Origin of the sequence: Pseudoclavibacter sp. AY1H1, from assembly GCF_002931055.1 — a bacterium.
Taxonomy (GTDB): Bacteria; Actinomycetota; Actinomycetes; order Actinomycetales; family Microbacteriaceae; genus Pseudoclavibacter.
Genome location: NZ_PSXX01000001.1, coordinates 53911 through 75540, shown reverse-complemented (window position 1 = coordinate 75540; position 21630 = coordinate 53911). Strand labels below are relative to the sequence as shown.

General features: G+C 67.8%; 24 protein-coding genes. 11 read left to right on the top strand and 13 right to left on the bottom strand.

Features of this window, described 5'->3' with window-relative positions:
- Window positions 1-7: 7 nt before the first annotated feature.
- A complete protein-coding gene (gene ychF / locus C5E05_RS00345) occupies window positions 8-1081 on the bottom strand; it encodes a redox-regulated ATPase YchF (protein WP_104341184.1) in 1074 nt (357 codons plus the stop codon).
- Between the two features lie 68 nt (window positions 1082-1149).
- Here ychF and C5E05_RS00340 point away from each other — a divergent pair, with 68 nt between their 5' ends.
- Complete coding sequence (locus C5E05_RS00340; RefSeq protein ID WP_258064727.1) at window positions 1150-1779, top strand: 3'-5' exonuclease; 630 nt, start codon at window positions 1150-1152, stop codon at window positions 1777-1779.
- Between the two features lie 30 nt (window positions 1780-1809).
- Window positions 1810-3033 carry a DNA recombination protein RmuC gene (locus C5E05_RS00335; RefSeq protein WP_104340801.1) on the top strand — a complete coding sequence of 408 codons (1224 nt, stop codon included), beginning with the start codon at window positions 1810-1812 and terminating at the stop codon, window positions 3031-3033.
- A 167-nt stretch (window positions 3034-3200) separates the two neighbouring features.
- Here C5E05_RS00335 and glpX read toward each other — a convergent pair whose 3' ends face one another.
- Complete coding sequence (glpX, locus tag C5E05_RS00330; protein ID WP_258064762.1) at window positions 3201-4133, bottom strand: class II fructose-bisphosphatase; 933 nt, start codon at window positions 4131-4133, stop codon at window positions 3201-3203.
- Between the two features lie 232 nt (window positions 4134-4365).
- Here glpX and fbaA point away from each other — a divergent pair, with 232 nt between their 5' ends.
- The 6 genes from fbaA (at window position 4366) to C5E05_RS00300 (ending at window position 9668) form a co-directional block, all read left to right on the top strand.
- Window positions 4366-5391: a class II fructose-bisphosphate aldolase gene (fbaA, locus tag C5E05_RS00325; protein ID WP_104241631.1), complete on the top strand. Its 1026-nt coding sequence runs from the start codon at window positions 4366-4368 to the stop codon at window positions 5389-5391.
- Window positions 5388-5834 (top strand): DUF6264 family protein, encoded by a 447-nt coding sequence (locus C5E05_RS00320; protein WP_146080500.1) that lies wholly within the window; start codon window positions 5388-5390, stop codon window positions 5832-5834. Before fbaA ends, C5E05_RS00320 begins: the two co-directional genes overlap by 4 nt.
- Before the next feature lie 210 nt (window positions 5835-6044).
- On the top strand, window positions 6045-7325 hold the full coding sequence (gene xseA, locus C5E05_RS00315) for an exodeoxyribonuclease VII large subunit (protein WP_258064725.1): 1281 nt from the start codon (window positions 6045-6047) through the stop codon (window positions 7323-7325).
- On the top strand, window positions 7322-7558 hold the full coding sequence (locus C5E05_RS00310) for an exodeoxyribonuclease VII small subunit (protein WP_104241634.1): 237 nt from the start codon (window positions 7322-7324) through the stop codon (window positions 7556-7558). The genes xseA and C5E05_RS00310 overlap by 4 nt, the downstream gene beginning before the upstream one ends.
- Window positions 7558-8205: a DUF4245 family protein gene (locus C5E05_RS00305; RefSeq protein WP_104241635.1), complete on the top strand. Its 648-nt coding sequence runs from the start codon at window positions 7558-7560 to the stop codon at window positions 8203-8205. The genes C5E05_RS00310 and C5E05_RS00305 overlap by 1 nt, the downstream gene beginning before the upstream one ends.
- A gap of 62 nt (window positions 8206-8267) precedes the next feature.
- A complete protein-coding gene (locus tag C5E05_RS00300; RefSeq protein ID WP_104341181.1) occupies window positions 8268-9668 on the top strand; it encodes an aspartate ammonia-lyase in 1401 nt (466 codons plus the stop codon).
- A 98-nt stretch (window positions 9669-9766) separates the two neighbouring features.
- Here C5E05_RS00300 and C5E05_RS00295 read toward each other — a convergent pair whose 3' ends face one another.
- From C5E05_RS00295 to C5E05_RS00285, 3 genes are all read right to left on the bottom strand, one after another.
- Window positions 9767-10393, bottom strand: a complete 627-nt coding sequence (locus tag C5E05_RS00295; protein WP_104340799.1) for a prepilin peptidase — start codon at window positions 10391-10393, stop codon at window positions 9767-9769.
- A gap of 102 nt (window positions 10394-10495) precedes the next feature.
- The gene (locus C5E05_RS00290; RefSeq protein ID WP_258063787.1) at window positions 10496-11815 is read right to left on the bottom strand and encodes a PhoH family protein; all 1320 of its coding nucleotides are present in this window, start codon (window positions 11813-11815) and stop codon (window positions 10496-10498) included.
- A 258-nt stretch (window positions 11816-12073) separates the two neighbouring features.
- The gene (locus C5E05_RS00285; RefSeq protein WP_374953192.1) at window positions 12074-12850 is read right to left on the bottom strand and encodes an isoprenyl transferase; all 777 of its coding nucleotides are present in this window, start codon (window positions 12848-12850) and stop codon (window positions 12074-12076) included.
- A gap of 70 nt (window positions 12851-12920) precedes the next feature.
- Here C5E05_RS00285 and C5E05_RS00280 point away from each other — a divergent pair, with 70 nt between their 5' ends.
- Window positions 12921-13661, top strand: coding sequence for a hemolysin III family protein (locus C5E05_RS00280; RefSeq protein WP_258063140.1), 741 nt, complete (start codon window positions 12921-12923; stop codon window positions 13659-13661).
- Here the strand turns inward: C5E05_RS00280 and C5E05_RS00275 are convergent.
- Window positions 13658-14011 carry a hypothetical protein gene (locus C5E05_RS00275; RefSeq protein ID WP_374953437.1) on the bottom strand — a complete coding sequence of 118 codons (354 nt, stop codon included), beginning with the start codon at window positions 14009-14011 and terminating at the stop codon, window positions 13658-13660. The genes C5E05_RS00280 and C5E05_RS00275 overlap by 4 nt on opposite strands.
- Window positions 14008-14889: a mycothiol conjugate amidase Mca gene (gene mca, locus C5E05_RS00270; protein WP_104340798.1), complete on the bottom strand. Its 882-nt coding sequence runs from the start codon at window positions 14887-14889 to the stop codon at window positions 14008-14010. The genes C5E05_RS00275 and mca overlap by 4 nt, the downstream gene beginning before the upstream one ends.
- Before the next feature lie 109 nt (window positions 14890-14998).
- On the opposite strand from mca, the gene C5E05_RS00265 reads away from it, so the two are divergent.
- Both C5E05_RS00265 and greA read left to right on the top strand, forming a co-directional pair.
- A complete protein-coding gene (locus C5E05_RS00265; protein ID WP_104241641.1) occupies window positions 14999-15439 on the top strand; it encodes a DUF4307 domain-containing protein in 441 nt (146 codons plus the stop codon).
- 67 nt (window positions 15440-15506) lie between these two features.
- Window positions 15507-15992: a transcription elongation factor GreA gene (gene greA / locus C5E05_RS00260; protein WP_104241642.1), complete on the top strand. Its 486-nt coding sequence runs from the start codon at window positions 15507-15509 to the stop codon at window positions 15990-15992.
- A gap of 85 nt (window positions 15993-16077) precedes the next feature.
- Here greA and ilvA read toward each other — a convergent pair whose 3' ends face one another.
- The 6 genes from ilvA to C5E05_RS00230 all read right to left on the bottom strand — a co-directional run bounded on the left by ilvA (window position 16078) and on the right by C5E05_RS00230 (window position 21308).
- Window positions 16078-17325 (bottom strand): threonine ammonia-lyase, encoded by a 1248-nt coding sequence (gene ilvA, locus C5E05_RS00255; protein ID WP_104241643.1) that lies wholly within the window; start codon window positions 17323-17325, stop codon window positions 16078-16080.
- Complete coding sequence (locus C5E05_RS00250) at window positions 17322-18554, bottom strand: AI-2E family transporter (protein WP_104241644.1); 1233 nt, start codon at window positions 18552-18554, stop codon at window positions 17322-17324. Before C5E05_RS00250 ends, ilvA begins: the two co-directional genes overlap by 4 nt.
- A gap of 40 nt (window positions 18555-18594) precedes the next feature.
- Window positions 18595-19164 carry a LemA family protein gene (locus C5E05_RS00245; RefSeq protein ID WP_104298528.1) on the bottom strand — a complete coding sequence of 190 codons (570 nt, stop codon included), beginning with the start codon at window positions 19162-19164 and terminating at the stop codon, window positions 18595-18597.
- A gap of 39 nt (window positions 19165-19203) precedes the next feature.
- Window positions 19204-20196, bottom strand: coding sequence for a lipoyl synthase (gene lipA / locus C5E05_RS00240; protein ID WP_104340797.1), 993 nt, complete (start codon window positions 20194-20196; stop codon window positions 19204-19206).
- Complete coding sequence (gene lipB / locus C5E05_RS00235) at window positions 20193-20840, bottom strand: lipoyl(octanoyl) transferase LipB (RefSeq protein WP_104298526.1); 648 nt, start codon at window positions 20838-20840, stop codon at window positions 20193-20195. The genes lipA and lipB overlap by 4 nt, the downstream gene beginning before the upstream one ends.
- Before the next feature lie 99 nt (window positions 20841-20939).
- The gene (locus C5E05_RS00230; protein ID WP_104241648.1) at window positions 20940-21308 is read right to left on the bottom strand and encodes a hypothetical protein; all 369 of its coding nucleotides are present in this window, start codon (window positions 21306-21308) and stop codon (window positions 20940-20942) included.
- Between the last annotated feature and the right edge of the window lie 322 nt (window positions 21309-21630).

Genomic DNA, 21630 nt, shown 5'->3' with positions numbered 1-21630 from the left:
AATAACGCTAGACGTTAAAGCGGAACTCCACGACGTCGCCGTCCTGCATGACGTACTCCTTGCCCTCCATGCGGGCCTTGCCCTTGGCGCGAGCCTCGGCGGTGGAGCCGGTCTCGACAAGGTCGTCGAACGAGATGACCTCGGCCTTGATGAAGCCGCGCTCGAAGTCGGTGTGGATGACGCCGGCCGCCGCTGGTGCCTTCCAGCCCTTTCGGATCGTCCACGCGCGCGACTCCTTGGGGCCCGCGGTGAGGTAGGTCTGCAGCCCGAGCGTGTCGAAGCCGATGCGGGCGAGCTGGCTGAGGCCCGACTCGTCCTGACCGAGCGACGCGAGGAGCTCGGCGGCTTCCTCGGGGTCGAGGTCGATGAGCTCGGACTCGGTCTGCGCGTCGAGGAAGATCGCCTTCGCCGGAGCGACCAGCGCCGCGAGCTCAGCCAGCTTCTCCTCGCTGCTCAGCGCGGCCTCGTCGATGTTGAAGACGAAAATCATGGGCTTGGCCGTCAGCAGGCCGAGCTCCTTGATGGGCTCGAGGTCGATCTTGGTGGCCGAGAGCAGCGTGCCCTCGTCGAGCGCCGCCTTCGCCTCGTTCGCCGCCTCGAGCACGGAGGAGTCGAGGCGCTTCTGCTTGACCTCCTTCTCGAAGCGCGGGAGCGCCTTCTCGATGGTCTGCAGGTCGGCGAGGATCAGCTCGGTGTTGATCGTCTCCATGTCGCTCGCGGGCTCGACCTTGCCGTCGACGTGCACGACGTCGCCGTCCTCGAAGCCGCGCACGACCTGGACGATCGCGTCCGCCTCGCGGATGTTCGCGAGGAACTGGTTGCCGAGCCCCTCGCCCTCGCTCGCACCGCGCACGATGCCGGCGATGTCGACGAACGACACGGCGGCGGGCAGGATGCGCTCAGAGCCGAAGATCTCGGCGAGCACCTTCAGCCGTGCATCCGGCAGCTCGACGACCCCCACGTTGGGCTCGATCGTGGCGAACGGGTAGTTCGCCGCGAGAACCTGGTTCTTCGTGAGTGCGTTGAAAAGGGTCGATTTGCCGACGTTGGGCAGGCCGACGATGCCAAGAGTAAGAGCCACGAGCACCTATCGTACTTGCCCACCGGATGCGCCACACCCGATTCGACCGGCGCCAGGTTCGTGCCACCATGAATGACGTGACCATCGACTTCACCGCGATCGACTTCGAGACCGCCAACGGCTCCCCCGCCTCGGCGTGCGCCGTCGGACTCGTCAAGGTGCGGGACGGTGCCGTCGTCGAGCGCGCGAGCTGGCTCATCCAGCCCCCGCAGCCCCACGACGCGTTCCTGCCCTTCAACGTCCAGCTGCACGGCATCAGCCGGGAGATGACCCGCAGCGCACCGACCTGGGAGGAGCAGCTCCCCCGTCTCCTGGCCTTCGTCGGAGACGATGTGCTGGTCGCGCACAACGCCCGCTTCGACATCGGCGTTGCCGTCACGATCAGCCTTGCGACGAACACGACGCTCCCACCGCTCGCCTACTTCTGCTCGCTCCGACTCGCGAGACGCAGCTACGAGCTGCACTCCTACCGCCTCCCGGTGGCCGCGGAGGCGGCAGGCTTCACGACGCTCGTGCACCACGACCCCGTCTCCGATGCGGAGGCGAGCGCCGCCATCGTCGTCGACGTCTCGCGAAGGCTGGGAGCTGCGGAACTCGCCGACGTGGGCGCGTCGACGGGCGTCGATATCGAGCGCATCGAGCTCAGCAGGGAGCGGGAACTCGCCGCGACACTCACCGCGGCGGCCACCTTCGCCTGAAATGTCGGAGGCACCTGCGAGGGTGGATGCATGGACCTTCTTCCGCTCGTCATCGGCCTCCTCCTCGGCCTCATCGTCGGTTTCGCGATCGCCGCGATGCGAGGAGCGAATCAGCGCCAACAGCTGGCGACCGAGCTGGCGGGTGCCAGCGCACGCGCCCTCGCTGCGAGCGAGGCACGCTCCACCGCCGAGCAGCATCTCGAGGAGGTGCTCGCACGGGAACGCTCGCAGCTCGAGGCGCGACGCACGAAGGACGTCGGCGAACAGCAGGTGCTCACGGCGCTCGCGCCGGTGAACAAGCAGCTCGAGCTCATGCGCCGCGCCGTCGCCGCCATCGAGGAGCAGCGCCTGCAGCAGCACGGCGAGCTCAGCGAGCAGCTCCGCAACCAGCACGAAGCAGACGAGCGCCTGCGGGCGACCACCGACTCGCTCGCCTCCGCGCTGCAGTCGAACCAGGCCCGAGGTGTGTGGGGCGAGGCGCAGCTTCGCAACATCGTCGAGGCCTCCGGAATGATCGAGCGCGTCGACTTCGACACGCAGGTCACGCTCACCGGGGAGCAGGGCCCGGGGCGCCCGGACATGATCGTGCACCTGCCAGGGGGCAAGCACCTCGTCATCGACGCGAAGGCCCCGATGGCGAAGTATCTCGCCGCGAGCCAGCTCAGCGAACTCGGCGACCAGGAGGAGACCGCACGCCGGCGCAGCCTCATGGGCGACCACGCGAAGGCCCTTCGCTCACACGTCACCGCCCTCGCTGCGCGCGGCTACCCGAGCGCGGTGCCCGGATCCCCCGAGCTGGTCATCGCGTTCGTCCCGAGCGAGTCGGCGCTCTCGGCCGCAGTCGCCTCCGACCCGTCGCTCCTGGAAGACGCGATCCACCGCGGAGTCGCGGTCACGTCTCCCGTCTCGCTCTGGGCCACGCTCCGCGCCATCGCCTACGCCTGGCAGCAGGACGTGCTCGAAGACCAGGCCCACGAGATCTTCGAACTCAGCACCCAGCTCCACACGCGTCTCGGCACGCTGGCCACGCACATCGACAAGCTCGGCCGGTCGCTGGCTGGTGCCACCACCAGCTACAACGCGTTCCTGGGCTCCCTCGAGACGCGAGTCCTCCCCACCGCTCGAAAGCTGGACGCCCTCAACATCGGCTCCCCCATCAGCACGCCGCGCCCCGTCGAGGAGCAGCTCCGCGGGCTCACCGCGCCCGAACTCACCGAGCATCGAGACACGCAGCCCGAGCTCACGGAGCGCTGACCCAGACCCAGCGAACGGGCGAACTCCCGGAAGAATCGCACGCGCACCGGCTCCTCAACGACAAACGCTGCCAGCCTGATGCCGCGACAGGGAATGCCGGGAACATCAGACTGGCAGCGCTTTGGCGGCAGCTCCAGAAGAAGAACTGCGTCAGCTGCGGAAAAAGATCAGAGCCACTTGTCCGCGAGGTGCTCGGCCGTCACACGACGCACAGTGCCGGAGCGGGACCGGAGCACAACCGAGTCCGTGAAGATGCGGTTGCCGGACCGGCGAACCCCGGCGCACAGTCCACCGTCGGTCACACCCGTCGCCACGAAGTACGTGTTCTCGGTGCGGACCAGGTCGTCCTGCGTGAGCACTGCGTCCAGGTCGTGCCCGGCAGCGATCGCGCGCTCGCGCTCCTCGGCGTTGCGCGGGTACCAGCGGCCCTGCAGCACGCCGCCGAGCGCCTTGATGGCGCACGCCGTGATGATGCCCTCAGGAGTGCCGCCGATGCCGACGCACATGTCGATGCGACCGGTGCCTCGCGCCGCGTTGATGCCACCGGCGACGTCGCCGTCGAGCATGAGCTGCGTGCCAGCGCCCGCCGCGCGGATCTCGTTGATGAGATCCTCGTGGCGCGGACGGTCGAGCACGGCGATGACCATGTCCTCGACCGGCTTGTTCTTCGCCTTGGAGAGGGCGCGGATGTTCTCGCCGATCGGGCGGGCCAGGTCGATGACGCCGACACCCTCGGGACCCGTGACGATCTTCTCCATGTAGAAGAGGTCCTTCGGGTTGTACATCGAGCCGCGGTCGGCCACGGCGATGACGCTCAGCGCGTTCTGCCGGCCAGCGGCCGTGAGGCTCGTGCCGTCGATCGGGTCGACGGCGATATCGCAGTCGGGGCCCTGCCCGTTGCCGACCTGCTCGCCGTTGAAGAGCATCGGGGCTTCGTCCTTCTCGCCCTCGCCGATGACGACGACGCCGGCGAAATCGACGGTCGAGAGGAACTTGCGCATGGCGTCGACCGCCGCACCGTCGGCGGCGTTCTTGTCACCTCGCCCGATGAACGGCGTCGCCCGGATGGCCGCAGCCTCGGTCGCACGCACCAACTCCATAGCGAGGTTGCGGTCGGGGTTCGCGAAGAGCTGCCCGTGCTCCGGAGTTGAAGTGGCGGAAGATGAGGTCACAAGGGTCCCTTTCGCTGGCGTTGTGGACGTTCTCGCCGAGCAATCACACGACACCATTGCTCCGCGCCATCCGGTTCTCAACCCTAGTACGAGCGCTCGGAGAAAGTCGGCGGCCCTGGCTAGACTTCAGTCGTAAGTTCCAAGCGCTGAAGGAGCACATATGCCCATCGCAACACCGGACCAGTACGCCGAGATGCTGAACCGAGCCAAGGAAGGCGGCTTCGCGTACCCAGCGATCAACGTCTCCAGCTCGTCGACGATCAACTCCGTCCTCCAGGGTCTCACCGAAGCCGGCTCAGACGGCATCCTCCAGGTCACCACGGGCGGTGCCGACTACTTCGCCGGCCAGTCCGTCAAGGCTCGCGCCTCCGGTGCGCTCGCCATGGCCGCATTCGCGCACGAGGTCGCGAAGAACTACCCGATCACGGTCGCGCTGCACACCGACCACTGCCCGAAGGACGCGCTCGACGGCTTCGTCTACCCGCTCCTCGAGGCATCCGCTGACCAGATCAAGCGCGGCGGCGAGCCGATCTTCCAGTCGCACATGTGGGACGGCTCGGCTGTGCCGCTCACGGAGAACCTCGAGATCGCGTCGAAGATCCTGAAGCTCACGCAGGCCAACAACCAGATCCTCGAAGTCGAGATCGGTGTCGTCGGCGGCGAAGAAGACGGCGTCGCGCACGAGATCAACGAGCACCTGTACACGACGCTCGACGACGCCATCGCGACCGTCGAGGCACTGGGCCTCGGCGACCGCGGCCGCTACATGGCCGCGCTCACCTTCGGCAATGTCCACGGCGTCTACAAGCCGGGCAACGTCAAGCTGCGCCCCGAGCTCCTCGCGGAGATCCAGGCGGGCCTCGCAGCCAAGTACGGCACCGGCGCCAAGCCGCTCGACCTCGTCTTCCACGGCGGCTCGGGATCGACCGACGAGGAGATCGCCGAGGCGGTCCGCAACGGCGTCATCAAGATGAACATCGACACCGACACGCAGTACGCGTTCAGCCGCTCCGTCGCCGACACCGTCCTGAAGAACTACGACGGCTTCCTCAAGATCGACGGCGAAGTGGGCAACAAGAAGGTCTACGACCCCCGCTCATGGGGCAAGAAGGCCGAGACCGCCATGGCGGCTCGCATCATCGAGGCCACCAAGCAGCTCGGCTCGTTCGGTCACTCGGCCGCGTGAGCGTGACGCCGGGATCCGAGCCGCAGGACTCGGTGCAGGAGGTAAAGCGGAAGAACGACCGCTTCCTCGGCATCGGGTTCCTCGTGCTCGGCCTCGTCGCCACAGTCCTGAACATGACGACGTTCACGGAGAACTCGTTGGCGGGCCAGATGGCCCTGCTCTACGAGGACTTCGGGATCAGCGGCTACGTGCGACCTGAGGGTCTCGGCTCCCTGTCCACCACCGCTGTCCTGGTACTGCCGGCGATCTACGCCCTCACGCTGTACCTGACGCTCGTCCGCTGGAAGGCCGGCAAGCGGGCGATGTGGATCCCGATCATCGGCGCCGTCGTCACCCTCATCACGATCTTCGGCTTCACGATCGCCGCGATCCTGATGCACGGTGAGCTGCTCGAGGCCATCTCGAGCGGCGCCCTGCCGACGCCGACGCCAACCTCCACGTAGGGCGTGGCGACAGCAGTCACGCTGACGTCACCACGTGCCTGCCCGGGCGAGCCACCTGGCCGCCCGGGCGGGCCGGGTTCTCCACAGCACTGAAGCATCGGCCGCCGCACGCGATATCCTCGATCTCGCATGCGGCGGCCGATGCTCTGTGCCAAGCAGCACGCTCCCTCCGCTACCGCAGCGGGAGACATCAGATTCGAGAAGAGGCACGTGGTCGTCATCCAGCCCCCGAAGTCAACGCCGGATGCGCCGTGGCCCGTCAGCGTCGTCTCAGAGCTCGTCCGCGACTGGATCGCACGCCTCGGGTCGGTCTGGATCGAGGGAGAGCTCACCGGCTGGAGCATCCGCGGTGGGCACGCCTACGGGAAGATCAAGGACCTCGACGCTGACGCAACCCTGTCGGTCACCGCTTGGCGCAGCGTCGTGCAGCGTCTCGACGGCGAGTTCAAGCAGGGTGACCGCGTCATCGCCAGCATCAAGCCCGACTTCTGGGTCAAGGGCGGCACGCTGTCGATGCAGGTCTCGGACCTCCGGCACGTCGGGCTCGGCGATCTTCTCGAGCGGCTCGAGCGACTCCGGAAGCAGCTGGCGGCAGAAGGCCTCTTCGCCGACGAGCGCAAGAAGCCCCTCCCCTTCCTGCCGGGCACCATCGGTCTCATCACGGGGCGCGAGTCCGACGCGGAGAAGGACGTGCGCCGCAACTCCGAGCTCCGCTGGCCAGCGGTGCAGTTCCGCACCATCCACACCCCCGTGCAGGGCGAGCGCACCGTTGCCGAGGTCTCGGCCGCGCTCCGCGAGCTCGACGCCGACCCCGAGGTCGATGTCATCATCGTCGCCCGAGGCGGCGGCGACTTCCAGCACCTGCTGCCGTTCAGCGACGAGAGCCTGGTGCGCCTCGTCGCGACGCTCTCCACGCCCGTCGTCAGCGCCATCGGCCACGAGGCCGACCGTCCGATCCTCGACGACATCGCCGACCTCCGCGCCTCCACTCCAACAGACGCCGCCAAGCGCGTCGTACCGGACGTCGCGGAGGAGCTCGCCGGCGTCCAGCAGGCCAGAGCCCGCATCCTGCAGCGCATCGTCGACCGTGTGCGCAGCGAGTCCAACGCCCTCGAGTCGCTCGTCTCACGGCCAGCGCTCGCCAACCCATCGTGGATCATCGACCAGCGCGGCGAGGAGCTCATGCGGGCCTCCCAGCGCGGCGAAGAGCTCATCACTCGGCGAATCGACCGCGAGCACGACCGGCTCGAGTCGCTGGCGAGGCACCTGCGGGGCCTCTCGCCGCAGGGCACGCTCGAGCGCGGCTACTCCATCGTCGAACGCGTCGACGGTGGTGCGAAGTCGCTCGTCACCGGATGGCAGGACGCCCCCGCGTCGACCGAGCTCCGCATCCGAACGGCCGATGGCCGCATCTCAGCCTCGTCGCTCGGCGGCGAGGTCATCATCACACCAGGCGCCCCGGACGGCGCAACGGAGGCGAACGTAGAATGACCACCATGCAGGAACAGACCGACATCGCCGAGCTCAGCTACGAGCAGGCACGCGACGAGCTCATCTCGGTCGTGAGCCAGCTCGAACAGGGCAGCGCCTCCCTCGAGGCGTCGCTCAAGCTCTGGGAGCGCGGCGAGCAGCTCGCCGCGCACTGCGAGTCCTGGCTCCTCGGTGCCAGGAAGCGCCTCGAGGCGGCACGTCGACGCGACGACGAAGCTCTGGACGAGGCCTGATGGCCAAGCAGAAGCAGCCACCGGTCGTCGCGGAACTCGGGCGGCCGGAGACCCCGGAGGAGACGTTCGCGCGCAAGGCCGAGTCTTCGCGGCTATACCGGAAGCGCAAGACGATCAACAACCTCGTCTACTCGCTCCTGGTGTCGCTGGGCCTCGTGCTGTTCATCGTGGCGATCGTGCCGCGCAACGACACTCCCGTGACCTTCGACGTCGATTTCGCGTCAGAGGCGCAGAGCGCGCAGGGCGACTTCGCCGCCCCGCTGGTCGTGCCTCAGGTTCCGGCGGACTGGACCGCGAACGAAGCCGAGATCCGCACAAGCGCCGACGGCGTCAGCGAGTGGTACATCGGCTTCCTGGTCGGCCCGAAGGGCGCACCCACCGAGTACGTCGGCGTCAGCCAGGGCATCGGCGTCAACCCCACCTGGCTGCTGGACGCGACGCGCGAGCGCACCCCGACGGGCACCGTGCAGGTCGGCGGCCTCGACTGGATCGAATACGACGCGACCGACCTCAGCCCGGAGGATGCAGGCAACCGGGCCTACATGCTCGTCCACGAGCAGGACGGCCAGGCCTACCTCGTCTACGGCAACAACTCCCCCGAGACGGTCACGAAGCTGGCAGAGCTGGTCGCGGCCGACCTCGACTGAGGCCAGGACTCGATAGGCTGGCTCGGACAGAGATCGGCTACCTGGAAAGGTCACACAACGTGGTGGAAAATCAAGACGAGTACCGCATCGAGCACGACACGATGGGCGAGGTCCGCGTTCCCAAGAACGCCCTCTACGCAGCGCAGACGCAGCGCGCAGTCGAGAACTTCCCCATCTCCGGTGCAGGTCTCGAGCCGGGCCAGATCATCGCCCTCGCGCGCATCAAGCGCGCCGCCGCGATCGTGAACGCGAAGCTCGGAATCATCGAGCAGCCGGTGTCCGACGCGATCGTCGAGGCCGCTGAGCAGATCATCGACGGCAAGTACCTCGACCAGTTCCCGGTCGACGTCTACCAGACCGGGTCCGGCACCTCCTCGAACATGAACATCAACGAGGTCCTCGCGACACTCGCGACGCGCGGCCTCGGCGGCCCCGTCCACCCCAACGACCACGTCAACGCGTCGCAGTCGTCGAACGACGTCTTCCCGACCTCCGTGCACGTCGCCGTGACGGACGCGCTCCTCAACGACCTCATCCCGGGTCTCACGCACCTCGCCGAGGCCCTGGACCGCAAGGCGCAGCAGTGGGCATCCACCGTCAAGGCCGGGCGCACGCACCTCATGGACGCCACCCCGGTCACGCTGGGACAGGAGTTCGCGGGCTACGCCCGTCAGATCCGCCTCGGCATCGAGCGCGTGCAGTCGACCATCTCGCGCGTCGCTGAGGTTCCCCTCGGCGGCACCGCGACCGGCACCGGCATCAACACGCCTGCCGGCTTCTCTCAGCAGGTCATCGCCGAGCTCGCCGACAACGCGAAGCTCCCGCTCACCGAGGCCCTCGACCACTTCGAGGCTCAGGGCGCACGCGACGGCCTCGTCGAGGCCTCCGGCGCGCTGCGCACCATCGCGGTGAGCCTCATCAAGATCAACAACGACCTCCGCTGGATGGGCTCGGGCCCGAACACGGGACTCGGCGAGATCCAGATCCCCGACCTGCAGCCTGGCTCCTCGATCATGCCGGGCAAGGTGAACCCGGTCGTCCCTGAGGCCGTGCTCATGGTCGCCTCGCGCGTCATCGGCAACGACGCAGCCATCGTCTTCGGCGGAGCCTCCGGCTCGTTCGAGCTCAACGTTCAGATCCCGGTCATGGGAACCGCGCTCCTCGAGTCGATTCGCCTCCTCTCCAACGGCGTGCGTGTGCTCGCCGACAAGACCGTCGATGGCCTCGTCGCGAACGAGGAGCGTGCCCGCGCGCTCGCCGAGTCGTCGCCCTCGATCGTGACCCCGCTCAACCGCATCATCGGGTACGAGGCGGCAGCCAAGATCGCGAAGTACTCGGTTGCCAACAAGGTCACGGTGCGCCAGTCCGTCATCGACCTCGGCTACGTCGAGCGCGGCGACATCACGGAAGAGCAGCTCGACGAGAAGCTCGACGTGCTCAGCATGACCACGCCCAACCTGTAGGCGAAGAGCCGACAGCAGAAGGCCCGCCGGGAGAACCCGGCGGGCCTTCTGCGTCCCCAGAGGCCTGCGCCTCGACAGCACGAGCGCAAGCGCCGGCACTACCCGAACGGCACGGCGAGCCACAAGACGGGAAGCCAGTACCCGGCGAGTAGCGCCGGCCCGAACGCGATGCTGCGACGGCGATCCCGGGTCCGTGCCAGGACGATGACGCTCTGCACTCCCCCGATGAGAATCGCCAGCACGCCGAGGAGCACGGCGAGCGAGGGGTCGACGAGCGCCGCCGCCCAGCTGAGCACGGCCCCGAGCTTCACATCGCCCATGCCGAGGCCGCCGGTGAGCGCCAGGACGAGCAGGACGGCCCCTGCCGCGGCGCCGGTGGCGGCGGCGAGAAGATCCGGCGTTCCGTGCAGTGCCCAGTCGGCGACCCAGGCGATGAGGACCCCGAGCGCCCCGAGCGCGACGAGGCGGTTCGGCAGCCGGTGCTCCCGGGCATCCACCGCCACGAGTCGTGGAGTAACCGCTGCGACGGCGAGCGACGCCGGCAGGAGCTCCGAGTGCTGCGGGACCGCCGATGCCACGCCGATCACGAGCAGCGCCCCGACGCACAGCGCCGCTCCGGCGCGCGACCACCGTGACCGCGGGACCGGACCCTGCGCGTCCGAAGCACTGCGCAGGGGATCCGGCCCCGTCCCAGTAAGAGGGTCGGCCTCCGCACGTTCTGCCATGCCCGGACACTAGTCAGATCTGGACCCACCCGCAGAAGTTCCCCACAGGCCAGGTCGAGGCCCGACTCGGTGCAGCGCAACCGAGCCGGGCCCGCGTCCCCATCACACCTCGTAGTCTCCGAGCAGCTCCGTGACGAGCGCCGCGATGTCGCTGCGCTCGGACCGCGTGAGCGTCATGTGGGCGAAGAGCTTGTGTCCCTTCAAGGTCTCGATGACCGAGGCCACCCCATCGTGCCGGCCGACGCGCAGGTTGTCCCGCTGCGCCACATCATGGGTGAGCACCACGCGAGAGTTCTTGCCGATCCGAGAGAGCATGGTGAGCAGCACGTTCCGCTCGAGCGACTGCGCCTCGTCGACGATCACGAACGCGTCGTGCAGCGAGCGGCCCCGGATGTGCGTCAAAGGCAGGATCTCGAGCATCCCCCGGTCCATGACCTCGTCGATGACGTTCTCCGACACGATCGCCGACAGAGCGTCGTAGACCGCCTGGCCCCACGGGTTCATCTTCTCGCCCTGATCGCCGGGCAGGAAGCCGAGCTCCTGCCCGCCGACGGCGAAGAGCGGTCGGAAGACCATGATCTTCCGGTGCAGCCCGCGCTCGAGCACCGACTCGAGCCCTGCAGCCAGGGCGAGGGCACTCTTCCCAGTGCCCGCGCGCCCGCCGAGGGAGACGATGCCGATCGAGGGGTCGAGCAGCAGGTCGATGGCGAGTCGCTGCTCCGCAGACCGCCCGTGCACGCCGAACACGTCCAAGTCGCCGCGGACGAGTCGGACGGCGCCCTTCCCCGACACGCGTCCGAGTGCTGATCCGCGGTCCGAGTGGATCACGAGGCTCGTGTTGATGGGCAGTTCGTCGACGGTGGCGGTCGCGACCGTCTCGTCCGTGTACAGCGTGTCGAGCTCGTCCGCGCCGAGGGAGATCTCGGCGACCCCCGTGTAACCGGTGTCGCGGGCCAGCTCGGCTCGGTACTCCTCAGCAGCCAGGCCGATCGCCGAGGCTTTCACGCGCATCGGGAGGTCCTTGGACACCACCGTCACGGCGAGGCCCTCACCAGCGAGGTTCTGCGCGACGGCCAGGATGCGTGTGTCGTTGTCTCCCAGCTGCATTCCGCTGGGGAGGACGCTCATGTTCGAGTGGTTGAGCTCGACGCGCAGCGTGCCGCCTGCCTCCCCGATGGCGATGGGGAAATCGAGGCGCTCATGCTTGATGCGCAGCTCGTCGAGGAACCTGAGCGCCTGGCGGGCGAAGTACCCGATCTCCGGGTCGTGGCGCTTCTTCTCCAGCTCCGTGATCACGACCACGGGGATGACGACCGCGTGCTCCGCGAAGCGGAAGAGTGCCCTCGGATCGCTGAGCAGCACCGACGTGTCGAGCACGTAGGTGCGGGTCGAGATGGACGAGTCGGGAACCGCGACATGCACGGCGCCCCCTTCCTCGTTCTCGAGGTGGTCGGTGTTGCGCTGTGCGGGTATCACGGCAGTTCCGCTCCTTCGCCAAGCTCTCGCTCGTCGCTGGGTTACGTTCCGACCACAGGGGCACTCGGTAGGGGGAAACGAACTTCGGGAACCTGTGGCCGTTTCGATCAGGCACCGTACCTGATGGCATTAACGTACGACGGCGGGGACCACGCCACGCGCAGGCGAAAGTTAAATTTTGTGTCGTGTCTGGGAGCGTCGCGGCTACTGGCCGTAGCGTCGCTGGCGGGACGCGAAGTCGCGCAGCGCGCGGAGGAAATCGACCTCGCGCAGGTCGGGTCCCAGTGCCTCGACGAAGTAGAACTCGGAGTGCGCAGACTGCCACAGCATGAAGTCGCTGAGCCGCTGCTCACCGGAGGTGCGGATGACCAGGTCGGGGTCCGGCTGGCCGCCCGTGTATAGGTGCTCGGCGATGAGGTCAGGCGTGAGGATGTCCGCGAGGGCCGCGACGTCGCCACCATCTGCCGCGTGTGCGCGCACGATCCTGCGCATCGCGTCGACAATCTCGCTGCGGCCTCCGTACCCGACCGCGAGGTTCACGTGCATGCCTCGACGCTGCGCCGTGTCGCGTTGCAGACGCTCGAGCGTCGCCCCGAGTCCGGAAGGGAGGTGCTCGGGAGATCCGGCGTGGTGCACCCGCCAGCGCGCGTTGTCGGCGATCTGCATTGCGAGCTTCTCGATGATGTCGATGAGCGCGTCGAGCTCTTCGCTGCTGCGGTTCTTGAGGTTGTCGTTCGACAGGAGGTAGAGGGTCACGACCTGGACGCCTTCCCGGTCGCACCAGGCGAGGAACTCCATCATCTTGGCGGCCCCCGCTGCGTGCCCCTGGGCCGCATCCCGCAACCCGAGCTGCCTGGCCCAACGCCGGTTGCCGTCGATGATCATCGCGACGTGCTTCGGCTTGGGACGACCGTGCAGAGATCGGCGCAGTCGCCTCGTGTACAGCCCGTACAGGAAGCTCCGCAGGCTCGTGGGAATCATCGACATGGTTCGAACAACGTACCGGACCACGGGTCAGATGCACGTGCACGGGGCCGCGTAGAGTGCGAGGGTGGCTTCAGAACATCACGCGGATTCGGAACTCGACTCGGGCCAGGAGCCCACCGTGCACTTGCCCCTGCTCGAAGCTGAATCGGGCGCGAGCGTCGCGGAGGCGAAGCCATCATGGCGCGGCTGGGTGCACGCCGGCACGCTTCCCGTCTCGATCGCGGCGGGGATCGTGCTCATCGTGCTCGCCGAGGGCACGACCGCCAAGCTGGCCTGCGCGCTCTACGCGATCTGCTCCTGGCTGCTCTTCGGCATCTCCGCCCTCTACCACCGCTTCAACTGGAGCGAGAAGACGCGGGTCGCCCTCAAGCGGTTCGACCACGCGAACATCTTCCTGCTCATCTCTGGGACCTACGCGCCCATAGCGCTGGTCGCGCTGCCGCCGGAGAAGGGGTGGCCGCTGTTCGCGATCGTGTGGGGCGCAGCGCTGCTTGGCATCTGCTTCCGCGTGTTCTGGATCGGCGCCCCGCGGTGGCTGTACGTCGCCCTGTACATCGCGCTCGGCTGGGCTGCCGTCGCCTACCTCGGCGACATCGCCGCCGTGAACGTGGCCACGGTGGTGCTCATCGTCGTCGGCGGCCTGTTCTACACGGCCGGCGCCGTCTTCTACGCGCTCAAACGCCCCAATTTCTGGCCGGGGCACTTCGGCTTCCACGAGCTGTTCCACGTGTTCACGGTGCTGGCGTTCCTCAGCCAGTGGACGGGCATCCTGCTGCTCTGCATCGACCCGCCGGTCTTCGCCTAGGGCTTGGCCGCCGGGGGTTCGTGGTCGGGCTCGCGATGCTCAGGCGCGGCCTGCTCCTCGGGCTCCTGGCCGAGCTGAGGGCTCTCGGTGCCCTCGGCCACCGTGCCCTCGTTCGCTGCCATCTCGGCCTGCAGCTGTTCGCGGATACGAGCCCTCGCCTGCACCCGACTCGTGCGGCGGATGAGATCCATCACCAGGAGGCCGGTCGCGACGGCGACGAAGATGAAGACGAAGAAGCCGAGCGGGCCCGGCGTCACGTCGTCCGGGTTGAAGGGCAGCTCCTCCCCAGGCGTCGGCGCCGTCGCCGCAAGCGACAGCACCCAGGACTGGGCGGAGGCGAGCAGCATCACTCGGAGGCCTCCGCAGCGCCCTGCTTGTCGTCGTTGCGTTCGTCGACGCCCGAGAACAGGTCGGTCTCTGGCGTCGGGGCATCCACTCGGGAGTCGACGAGCTCGAAGTCGTCGTACGGGTACGCCGCGGCCTCGATGTCGCGAGGAATCGCGAAGAACCCGCTGTCAGGCGCCACCTGGCTCGCGTGCGAGCGGAGCGCCGAGTCGCGGGCGTCGAAGAACTCGTCGATCTGGATCTGCGTCGTCACGTTGCTCGGCTTGTCTCGCATCCAGGCGAGCATCTGCTCGAGGCGATCGAGCAGCGGCGACTCGGGGTCGAGCGCCTTGATGTGCTGCAGGAGGCTGTCTGCCCGCTTCCCGTTCATGGTGCGGTCGTAGTACAGCTTCGAGATGCGCCACGGCGAGCCCAGCTCGGGGTGCGTCGCGAGGCCCGACTCCCGCCACACGCGCATCGAGATGTCGTGGGTGCGGATGTGGTCGGGGTGCGGGTAGCCGCCGTTCTCGTCGTACGTGACGAGCACGTGCGGGCGGAACTCCCTGACCAGGCGCAGCAGCGGACGCGCGGAGATGTCGAGGGGGATGCTCGCGAAGGAGTTCAGCGGCAGCGATCCGTCCTCCGAGGCCATGCCGGAGTCGACGTACCCGAGCCAGCGGTGCTCGACGCCGAGGAACTCCTGGGCGGCAGCCATCTCGACGCGCCGGAGTCCCGCCAGGTCGCGCTGGGCGTGCGAGACGGACTCGAGACCCGGGTTGAGGATGTCGCCGGCCTCGCCTCCGGTGCAGCTCACCACCATGACCTCGGCGCCCTTGGCACGGTACGCGGCGTATGTCGCGGCGCCCTTGCTGGACTCGTCGTCGGGATGGGCGTGGACCGCCATCAGTCGAAGTGTCACTGGTCTCCTCGGGGAACGTTAACCTAGACAGAGAGCCTATCTCGCGCGGCCCGCACTTTCTGGCCGCGCCCGCCCTCAGTCGAGAGGAATCCACGTGTCAGCTGAACGCGAGACCCGCGCCGACACCGCCGCCACCTCAGCTGACCTCGTCGACCGCTACGGCGCCCGCGCGCCTCGCTCGGAGAAGAAGCCGGAGCGCTGGATCTGGATGGTCGTCGGCATCTTCGTCATCGCCGTCGTCGCTTTCTGGGCGACGACCACGGTCGGCCCCGTCTCCTCCTCGGCGATCCGAGCCGACACGGTGCGCTTCTCCATCGTCGACGACGCGAACGTGAGCTTCGACTACCGCATCACCGCCCCTGCCGGAACCGAGGCGACGTGCGCGATCGAGATCCGCGACGAGCAGCAGGCGGTCGTCGGCTGGGACATCGTCGACGTCCCCGCGACCGACGAGGCCTCGCAGGTCCTCAACGCGCAGGTGCGCACCACGAAGGCAGGAACCACGGCTTTGGTGAAGGAATGCTGGTTGCCGTAGAATGGCACCAGAGGCCCTGACTCGCGTCAGGGCTTTGGTCGTATCCGGCTGCACAAGGAGTTCCAGCATGGCTAACCCATCGGTGACCTGGCTCACCCAGGAGACGTATGACCGCCTCAAGGCGGAGCTCGACGAGCTCGCTGTGAACGGTCGTGAAGAGATCGCCAAGCGCATCGAAGAGGCGCGCGAAGACGGCGACCTCAAGGAGAACGCCGGCTACCACGCGGCGAAGGACGAGCAGGGCAAGATCGAAGCCCGCATCAACCAGCTCGAGACGATGCTGAAGAACTCCGAGGTCCGCGAAGCGCCAGAAGCGTCCGGCATCGTCGAGACGGGCACCGTCGTGACGGCGAAGATCGGCGGCAAGGAGCAGAAGTTCCTCCTCGGCAGCCGCGAGATGGCGTCTCAGACCCAGCTGCGCGTCTACTCGGGCGAGAGCCCGCTCGGAGCCTCGATCCTCGGCCTCGCGATCGGCGCATCCACGAGCTACGAGGCGCCGAACGGCAACTCCATCGACGTCGAGATCACCGAGGTCGAGACCTTCCACCCGTAGCCGTTCGACGCGGCCACGCACTCGGACACACGGAGAGGACCTCCCGCGGGAGGTCCTCTTCTCGTTCCTGCGAGGGTGCTCGCGATCAGGGAAGCGGGGACGCGTCCCTGCTCGTCCGCGGCTGGTAGCCGAGCGCACGCAGCGCATCCATCACCTGGTGGGAGTGCTCGGTGCCTCGAGTCTCGACCGACACCTCGAGCTCGACGTGGCTCACCTGCAGACCCTTGTTGTGGCGAGTGTGCAGCACCTCGACCACGTTCGCGTTCACCTCGCTGATGGTCTTCGCGATCAGCGCGAGCTGGCCGGGAACGTCCTGCAGCTCGATGACGAGCTTCAGGTACCGGTCAGAGGCGGCGAGGCCGCGGCTCAGCACCTTCTCGAGCATGAGCGGGTCGATGTTGCCGCCGGACAGGATGGCGACCGTGGTGCCCGCGTCCTTGATCTTGTCCGCGAGGATGGCAGCGACGGCGGTCGCACCTGCCGGCTCGGCCACGAGCTTGGCCCGCTCGACGAGGAGCAGGATGGCGCGCGAGATGTCGTCTTCCGAGACGGTGACGACCTCGTCGACGAGATTGCGGACCACCTCGAAGGTGATCTCGCCGGGCATGTCGACGGCGATGCCGTCGGCGATGGTCGGGCGAGCCTGGATCTTCACGGGGTAGCCGGCCTCGAGCGAGACGGGGAACGGCGCAGAGTTGGCCGCCTGCACGCCGATGATGCGGATGGGCCGCCCACGCTGCTCGCCGAGGAGCTTCGCCGCGACGCTGACGCCCGAGATGAGCCCGCCGCCGCCGATGGGCACGATGATCGTGTCGACGTCGGGCGCCTGCTCGAGGATGTCCAGCGCGAGGGTGGCCTGGCCCGTGATGATGTCGGCGTGGTCGTACGGGTGGATGAACTCGGCCCCGGTGTCGACGGCGAACTGCTTGGCGGCGACGAGCGCATCCGCCACGTTGACGCCGGTCAGGACGACCTCTGCACCGTAGCCGCGGGTCGCCTGCAGCTTCGGCAGCGGAACGCCGACCGGCATGAAGATCGTCGCCTTGATGCCGAGCTCGCGGGCCGCGAAGGCGACGCCCTGCGCGTGGTTGCCGGCCGAGGCGGCCACGACTCCACGCGAGCGCTGCTCCTCACTCAGCCGCGAGAGGCGGTACGTCGCCCCGCGGATCTTGTACGAGCCCGTGCGCTGCATGTTCTCGCACTTGAGGAGCACAGGAGAGCCGAGCTTCTCGGACAGGAACCGGGCCGAGTCGATGGGGGTCTGGGAGATGACCTGCCGCACGATTTCACGTGCGGCGACGATCTGTTCCAGCGTGATGGTGGGAGCGGTCATACCGTGCTTGCCTTCTTCTCGCGCTTGGCCTTCTCGCGCTTGGATACGGGGGTTTGCGTGATCTTCGTCGGGTCGGGGTCATCGCGCCAAGTGCCACGCGAGATGAACTGGACCATGACCTTGCCTGCCGCGACGAGGGGAACGGCGAAGACGGCGCCGGCGATGCCGCCGAAGATGGTTCCTGCGCTCACCGACAACAGCACCGCGAGCGGGTGCAGTTTCACGGCGCTGCCCATGATGAGCGGCTGCAGGATGTGCGACTCGATCTGCATGACCGCGACGACGACGATGAGCATGATGAGCGCATTGAGGAAGCCGTTGTAGGCCAGCGCCACGGCGACGGCGATCGTGCCGGCCGAGATCGCGCCGATGTAGGGGACGAACGACGCGAGGAAGACGATCACGCCGATCGGCAACGCGAACGGCACCTGCAGGATGACGGCACCGAGGTAGATGCCGACGGCGTCGATGAGCGCGACGAGCACCTGGACGCGCACGTAGTGGCCGACCGAGATCCAGCCCCGCTGGCCAGCACCGTCGATGGCGGCGCGCGCCTTCTTGGGGAAGATCGACACGATGAAGAGCCAGATGCTGCGGCCGTCGAGGAGATAGAAGATCAGGGCGAAGGCGGTGACGAGCGTGCCGGCGAGGAAGGCGACAACATTGGAGCCGACCGAGACCGCCTGGGACGCGATGGAGTTCACGTTCGACTGCACCCAGCCGACGATCTCGCTGAGTCCCGCGTCGACTTGCTCCTCGGTGACATGCAGCGGGGAGTCTCTGAGGAACTGCAGCGCCAGCTGGTACTGAGCCTCGAGCTTGCCCAGGTCGAGGTTGAAGCCTTGCGCGAACTGGCTGACGACCAGGCTGATCAGCGTGCCGATCGCGACCAGCAGGACGATGAGCGACAGGATGAGCGCTGCCCACCTCGGGAGGCCGACACCCACGAGCCACTTCATGAGCGGTGCGAGCAGCGACGCCAGGAGCGCGGCCACGAGCAGCGGAATGACGAGGATCGATGCCTGTGCGACGAGCCACCCGAGGGGGATCAGGGCCAGCAGGATGGCCACGGTGCGCCAGGCCCAGGCCGCGCCGATGCGCAGCCCCCGGGGCACGAGCTCGTCCTCGCTCTCGTTGCGGAGCGCTGGCGTGGGGTTCTGCGCCAGGGTGGAGCCGGTTCTCGGCGATGCCGCCTTGGCGGCAGTCTCGTCGAGGTCGCGTTCGGTCATAGGCTCAATACTAGGAGCGCCCGCGGACGCTGCGATGCCATTAGAACTGCACCCGAGGGGGCTGCGAGATGGCAGCCCGGTCGGCGACCTCGAAGAAGGTCCGCTGCTCGAAGTGGAGCGGGCCCGCGACGAGGTTGTTCGGGAACACCTTCACCTTGGTGTTGTACTCGCGCACTCCCCCGTTGTAGAAGCGACGCGACGCCTGGATGCGGTTCTCCACGTCGACGAGGTCGGACTGCAGCTGCAGGAACTCGCGGCTGGACTGGAGCTGCGGGTAGGCCTCTGCCGCGGCGAACACGCCGCGCAGCGAGCCCTGCACGAGGTTCTCGGCCGCGCTCACCTCTTCGGGTGTCGTCGCGCGCGAACTCGCAGCGCGGGCCTCCTGGAACGCCGCGAAGACCTTGTCCTCATGCGTCGCGAGGCCGCGCACACGCGTCTCGAGCTGCGGGAGCAGCTCCTCGCGGGCCGCCAGTTGCGTCGTGATGTCGCTCCACGCTCCGTCGACGCGGGCGCTCAGGCGCTTGAGCGAGCGGTTGGTGGCGACGACGTAGACGACTACGGCGATGACGATGAGGAGCACGGCTCCGACGGCGATCCAGACTTCGAGCATGCCGGAATGGTAACCCGCCTCGACTGCGAGACGGCGGGGTCAGCCCACCGCTTGAGCGAATTCGCTGGATGCGGAGTCCGCGAGGTGCTGAAGATGCTGCGGGATGGGCATCCCGCGGCGTCGAGCAGCCTGTGCCCAGAGTCGACCGGCGCGGTAGGAGGAGCGGACGAGCGGGCCGGCGAGCACCCCGAGGAAGCCGATCTCCTCGGCCACGGCCTTGAGCGCGATGAACTCCTGCGGCTTGACCCACCGCGCCACGGGCAGATGCCTTGGGCTCGGCCGGAGATACTGCGTGAGCGTGATGATGTCGCAGCCCGCATCGTGGAGGTCGACGAGCGCCTGCTCGATCTCATCGCGCTCCTCCCCCATGCCGAGGATCAGGTTGGACTTCGTGACGAGCCCCGCGGACCTGGCCTGCGTGAGGACGTCGAGCGAGCGCTCGTATCTGAAGGCGGGGCGGATGCGCTTGAAGATGCGAGGCACGGTCTCCACGTTGTGCGCGAACACCTCGGGCCTCGAGGAGAAGACCTCTCCGAGAAGCGCAGGATTGCCGGAGAAGTCCGTCGCGAGGATCTCGACACCGGTCCCCGGATTCTCGGCGTGGATGCGCCGGACCGTCTCCGCGTGCAGCCAGGCGCCCTCGTCCGGCAGGTCATCACGGGCGACTCCGGTCACGGTCGCGTAGCGCAGCCCCATGGTCGTGACGGACTCCGCCACCCGGCGCGGCTCGTCGGTGTCGTAGTCGGCAGGCTTGCCCGTATCGATCTGGCAGAAGTCGCAGCGACGGGTGCACTGCGAACCGCCGATGAGGAACGTGGCTTCCCTGTCCTCCCAGCATTCGTAGATGTTCGGGCAGCCTGCCTCCTGGCAGACGGTGTGCAGGCCGCCCGCCTTGACGAGCTCTGAGACCTGCCGGAACTCCGGCCCCATCTTCGCTCTCGTCTTGATCCACTCCGGCTTGCGCTCGATGGGCGTCTGGGCGTTCCGCGCCTCGACGCGGAGCAGCTTGCGGCCCTCGGGCTTGATCGTCACGCTGCGACTCCCGCGTCGACACCGAGGTGAGCGGTGAGTAGTTCGGCCGCTCTCGGAGCAACCTCCGCGGGGGTGATCGACCGCCCGAGCTCGGCGCTCAGGGACGTGACTCCGGCGTCGGCGATGCCGCACGGCACGATGCGGCTGAAGGGCTCGAGGGAGTTGGAGCAGTTGAGCGCGAAGCCGTGCATCGTGCAGCCTTCGACGACACGGACCCCGATCGCGGCGATCTTCCGAGCACCGTGGTCGTCCTCGACCCACACGCCGGAACGGCCGTCGACCTGCACGCCCTCGACGCCGAACTCGGCGACGAGCTCGATGAGGGCCGCCTCGAGGCGGCGGACGTGGGCGACGACGTCGATGGGCTCGGGCAGCTTGACGATCGGATAGCCGACGAGCTGGCCGGGCCCATGCCAGGTCAGCCGCCCTCCGCGGTCGACCTCGACGACGGGCGTGCCGTCGCTGGGCCGTTCGCTCCGCCTGGTGAGGCGCCCCGCAGTGTAGACGCTCGGGTGTTCGAGGAGGACAAGCGCGTCGCCCCGGTCTCCCCGAACGCGCTCGGCGTGCAGCCGCCGCTGGAGCGCGAGAGCCTCCGCGTAGTCGACCGTGGTGGGCTCGAATCCCGGCGTCAGCACATGCATCATGACGACAGTGTTGCATATTCTGTACGAAGTACAACAACTGCTTGCCGGCACGAGGGGCACCGTTCTGGGCGGCCCTCATGCCGGCACGACCGACGCCGGTTACACCGCGATCTGCGCAGCAACCACCTTCAGCTTGTGGCGAGCGAGCGCCAGGTTGGCGCTCGTGCGATTGAGCACCAGATAGATGAACAGACCGCTCGACCCCTGCGAGTTGAGGACGTTGATGAGGTGGTACTGCGAACTCAGCGTGATCAGGATGTCGTCGATCTCATCGGCGATGCCGAGCTCGGACATCGTGCTGAGCTTCGCGCGCACGACGTTGGCGTTGCCCGCGGCGGCGATGCCGAGATCGAACGACGGATTGCCGCCCTGCGCCAGCGCCATGCCGCTCGCGTAGTCGACGATCGCGGCCCCCGTCGCGCCTTCGATGCTCAGCAGCTGGTTGATGGCCTCATCGAGTGAACTCATGTCTTGTCTCCCCCTTGTTTTTGTGTCGCTGCCTCATCGACCCCGGACCTGCAGGTCAGATGTCGTCCTGCACCATCGTCCCTGTCGAAGTGAATGAGGCATCCGACTCACCCATGCCGACGGGACAACGATCCGCGAGCGGCGCACCGTACGCGAGCGGTCCTGCATGCTCACGGAGCGGCCACCCCGTCACTTCGGCCGTCGTCCGCGCGGCAGGTGGACCCGGTTCCCTCATCCGATCGACCGACGAGAAGGGTGTCTGCGCGTGAACATCAGGCCGACGTTGTACGTGTCGGCATCAGCTGCAGATAGCAGCCGACAC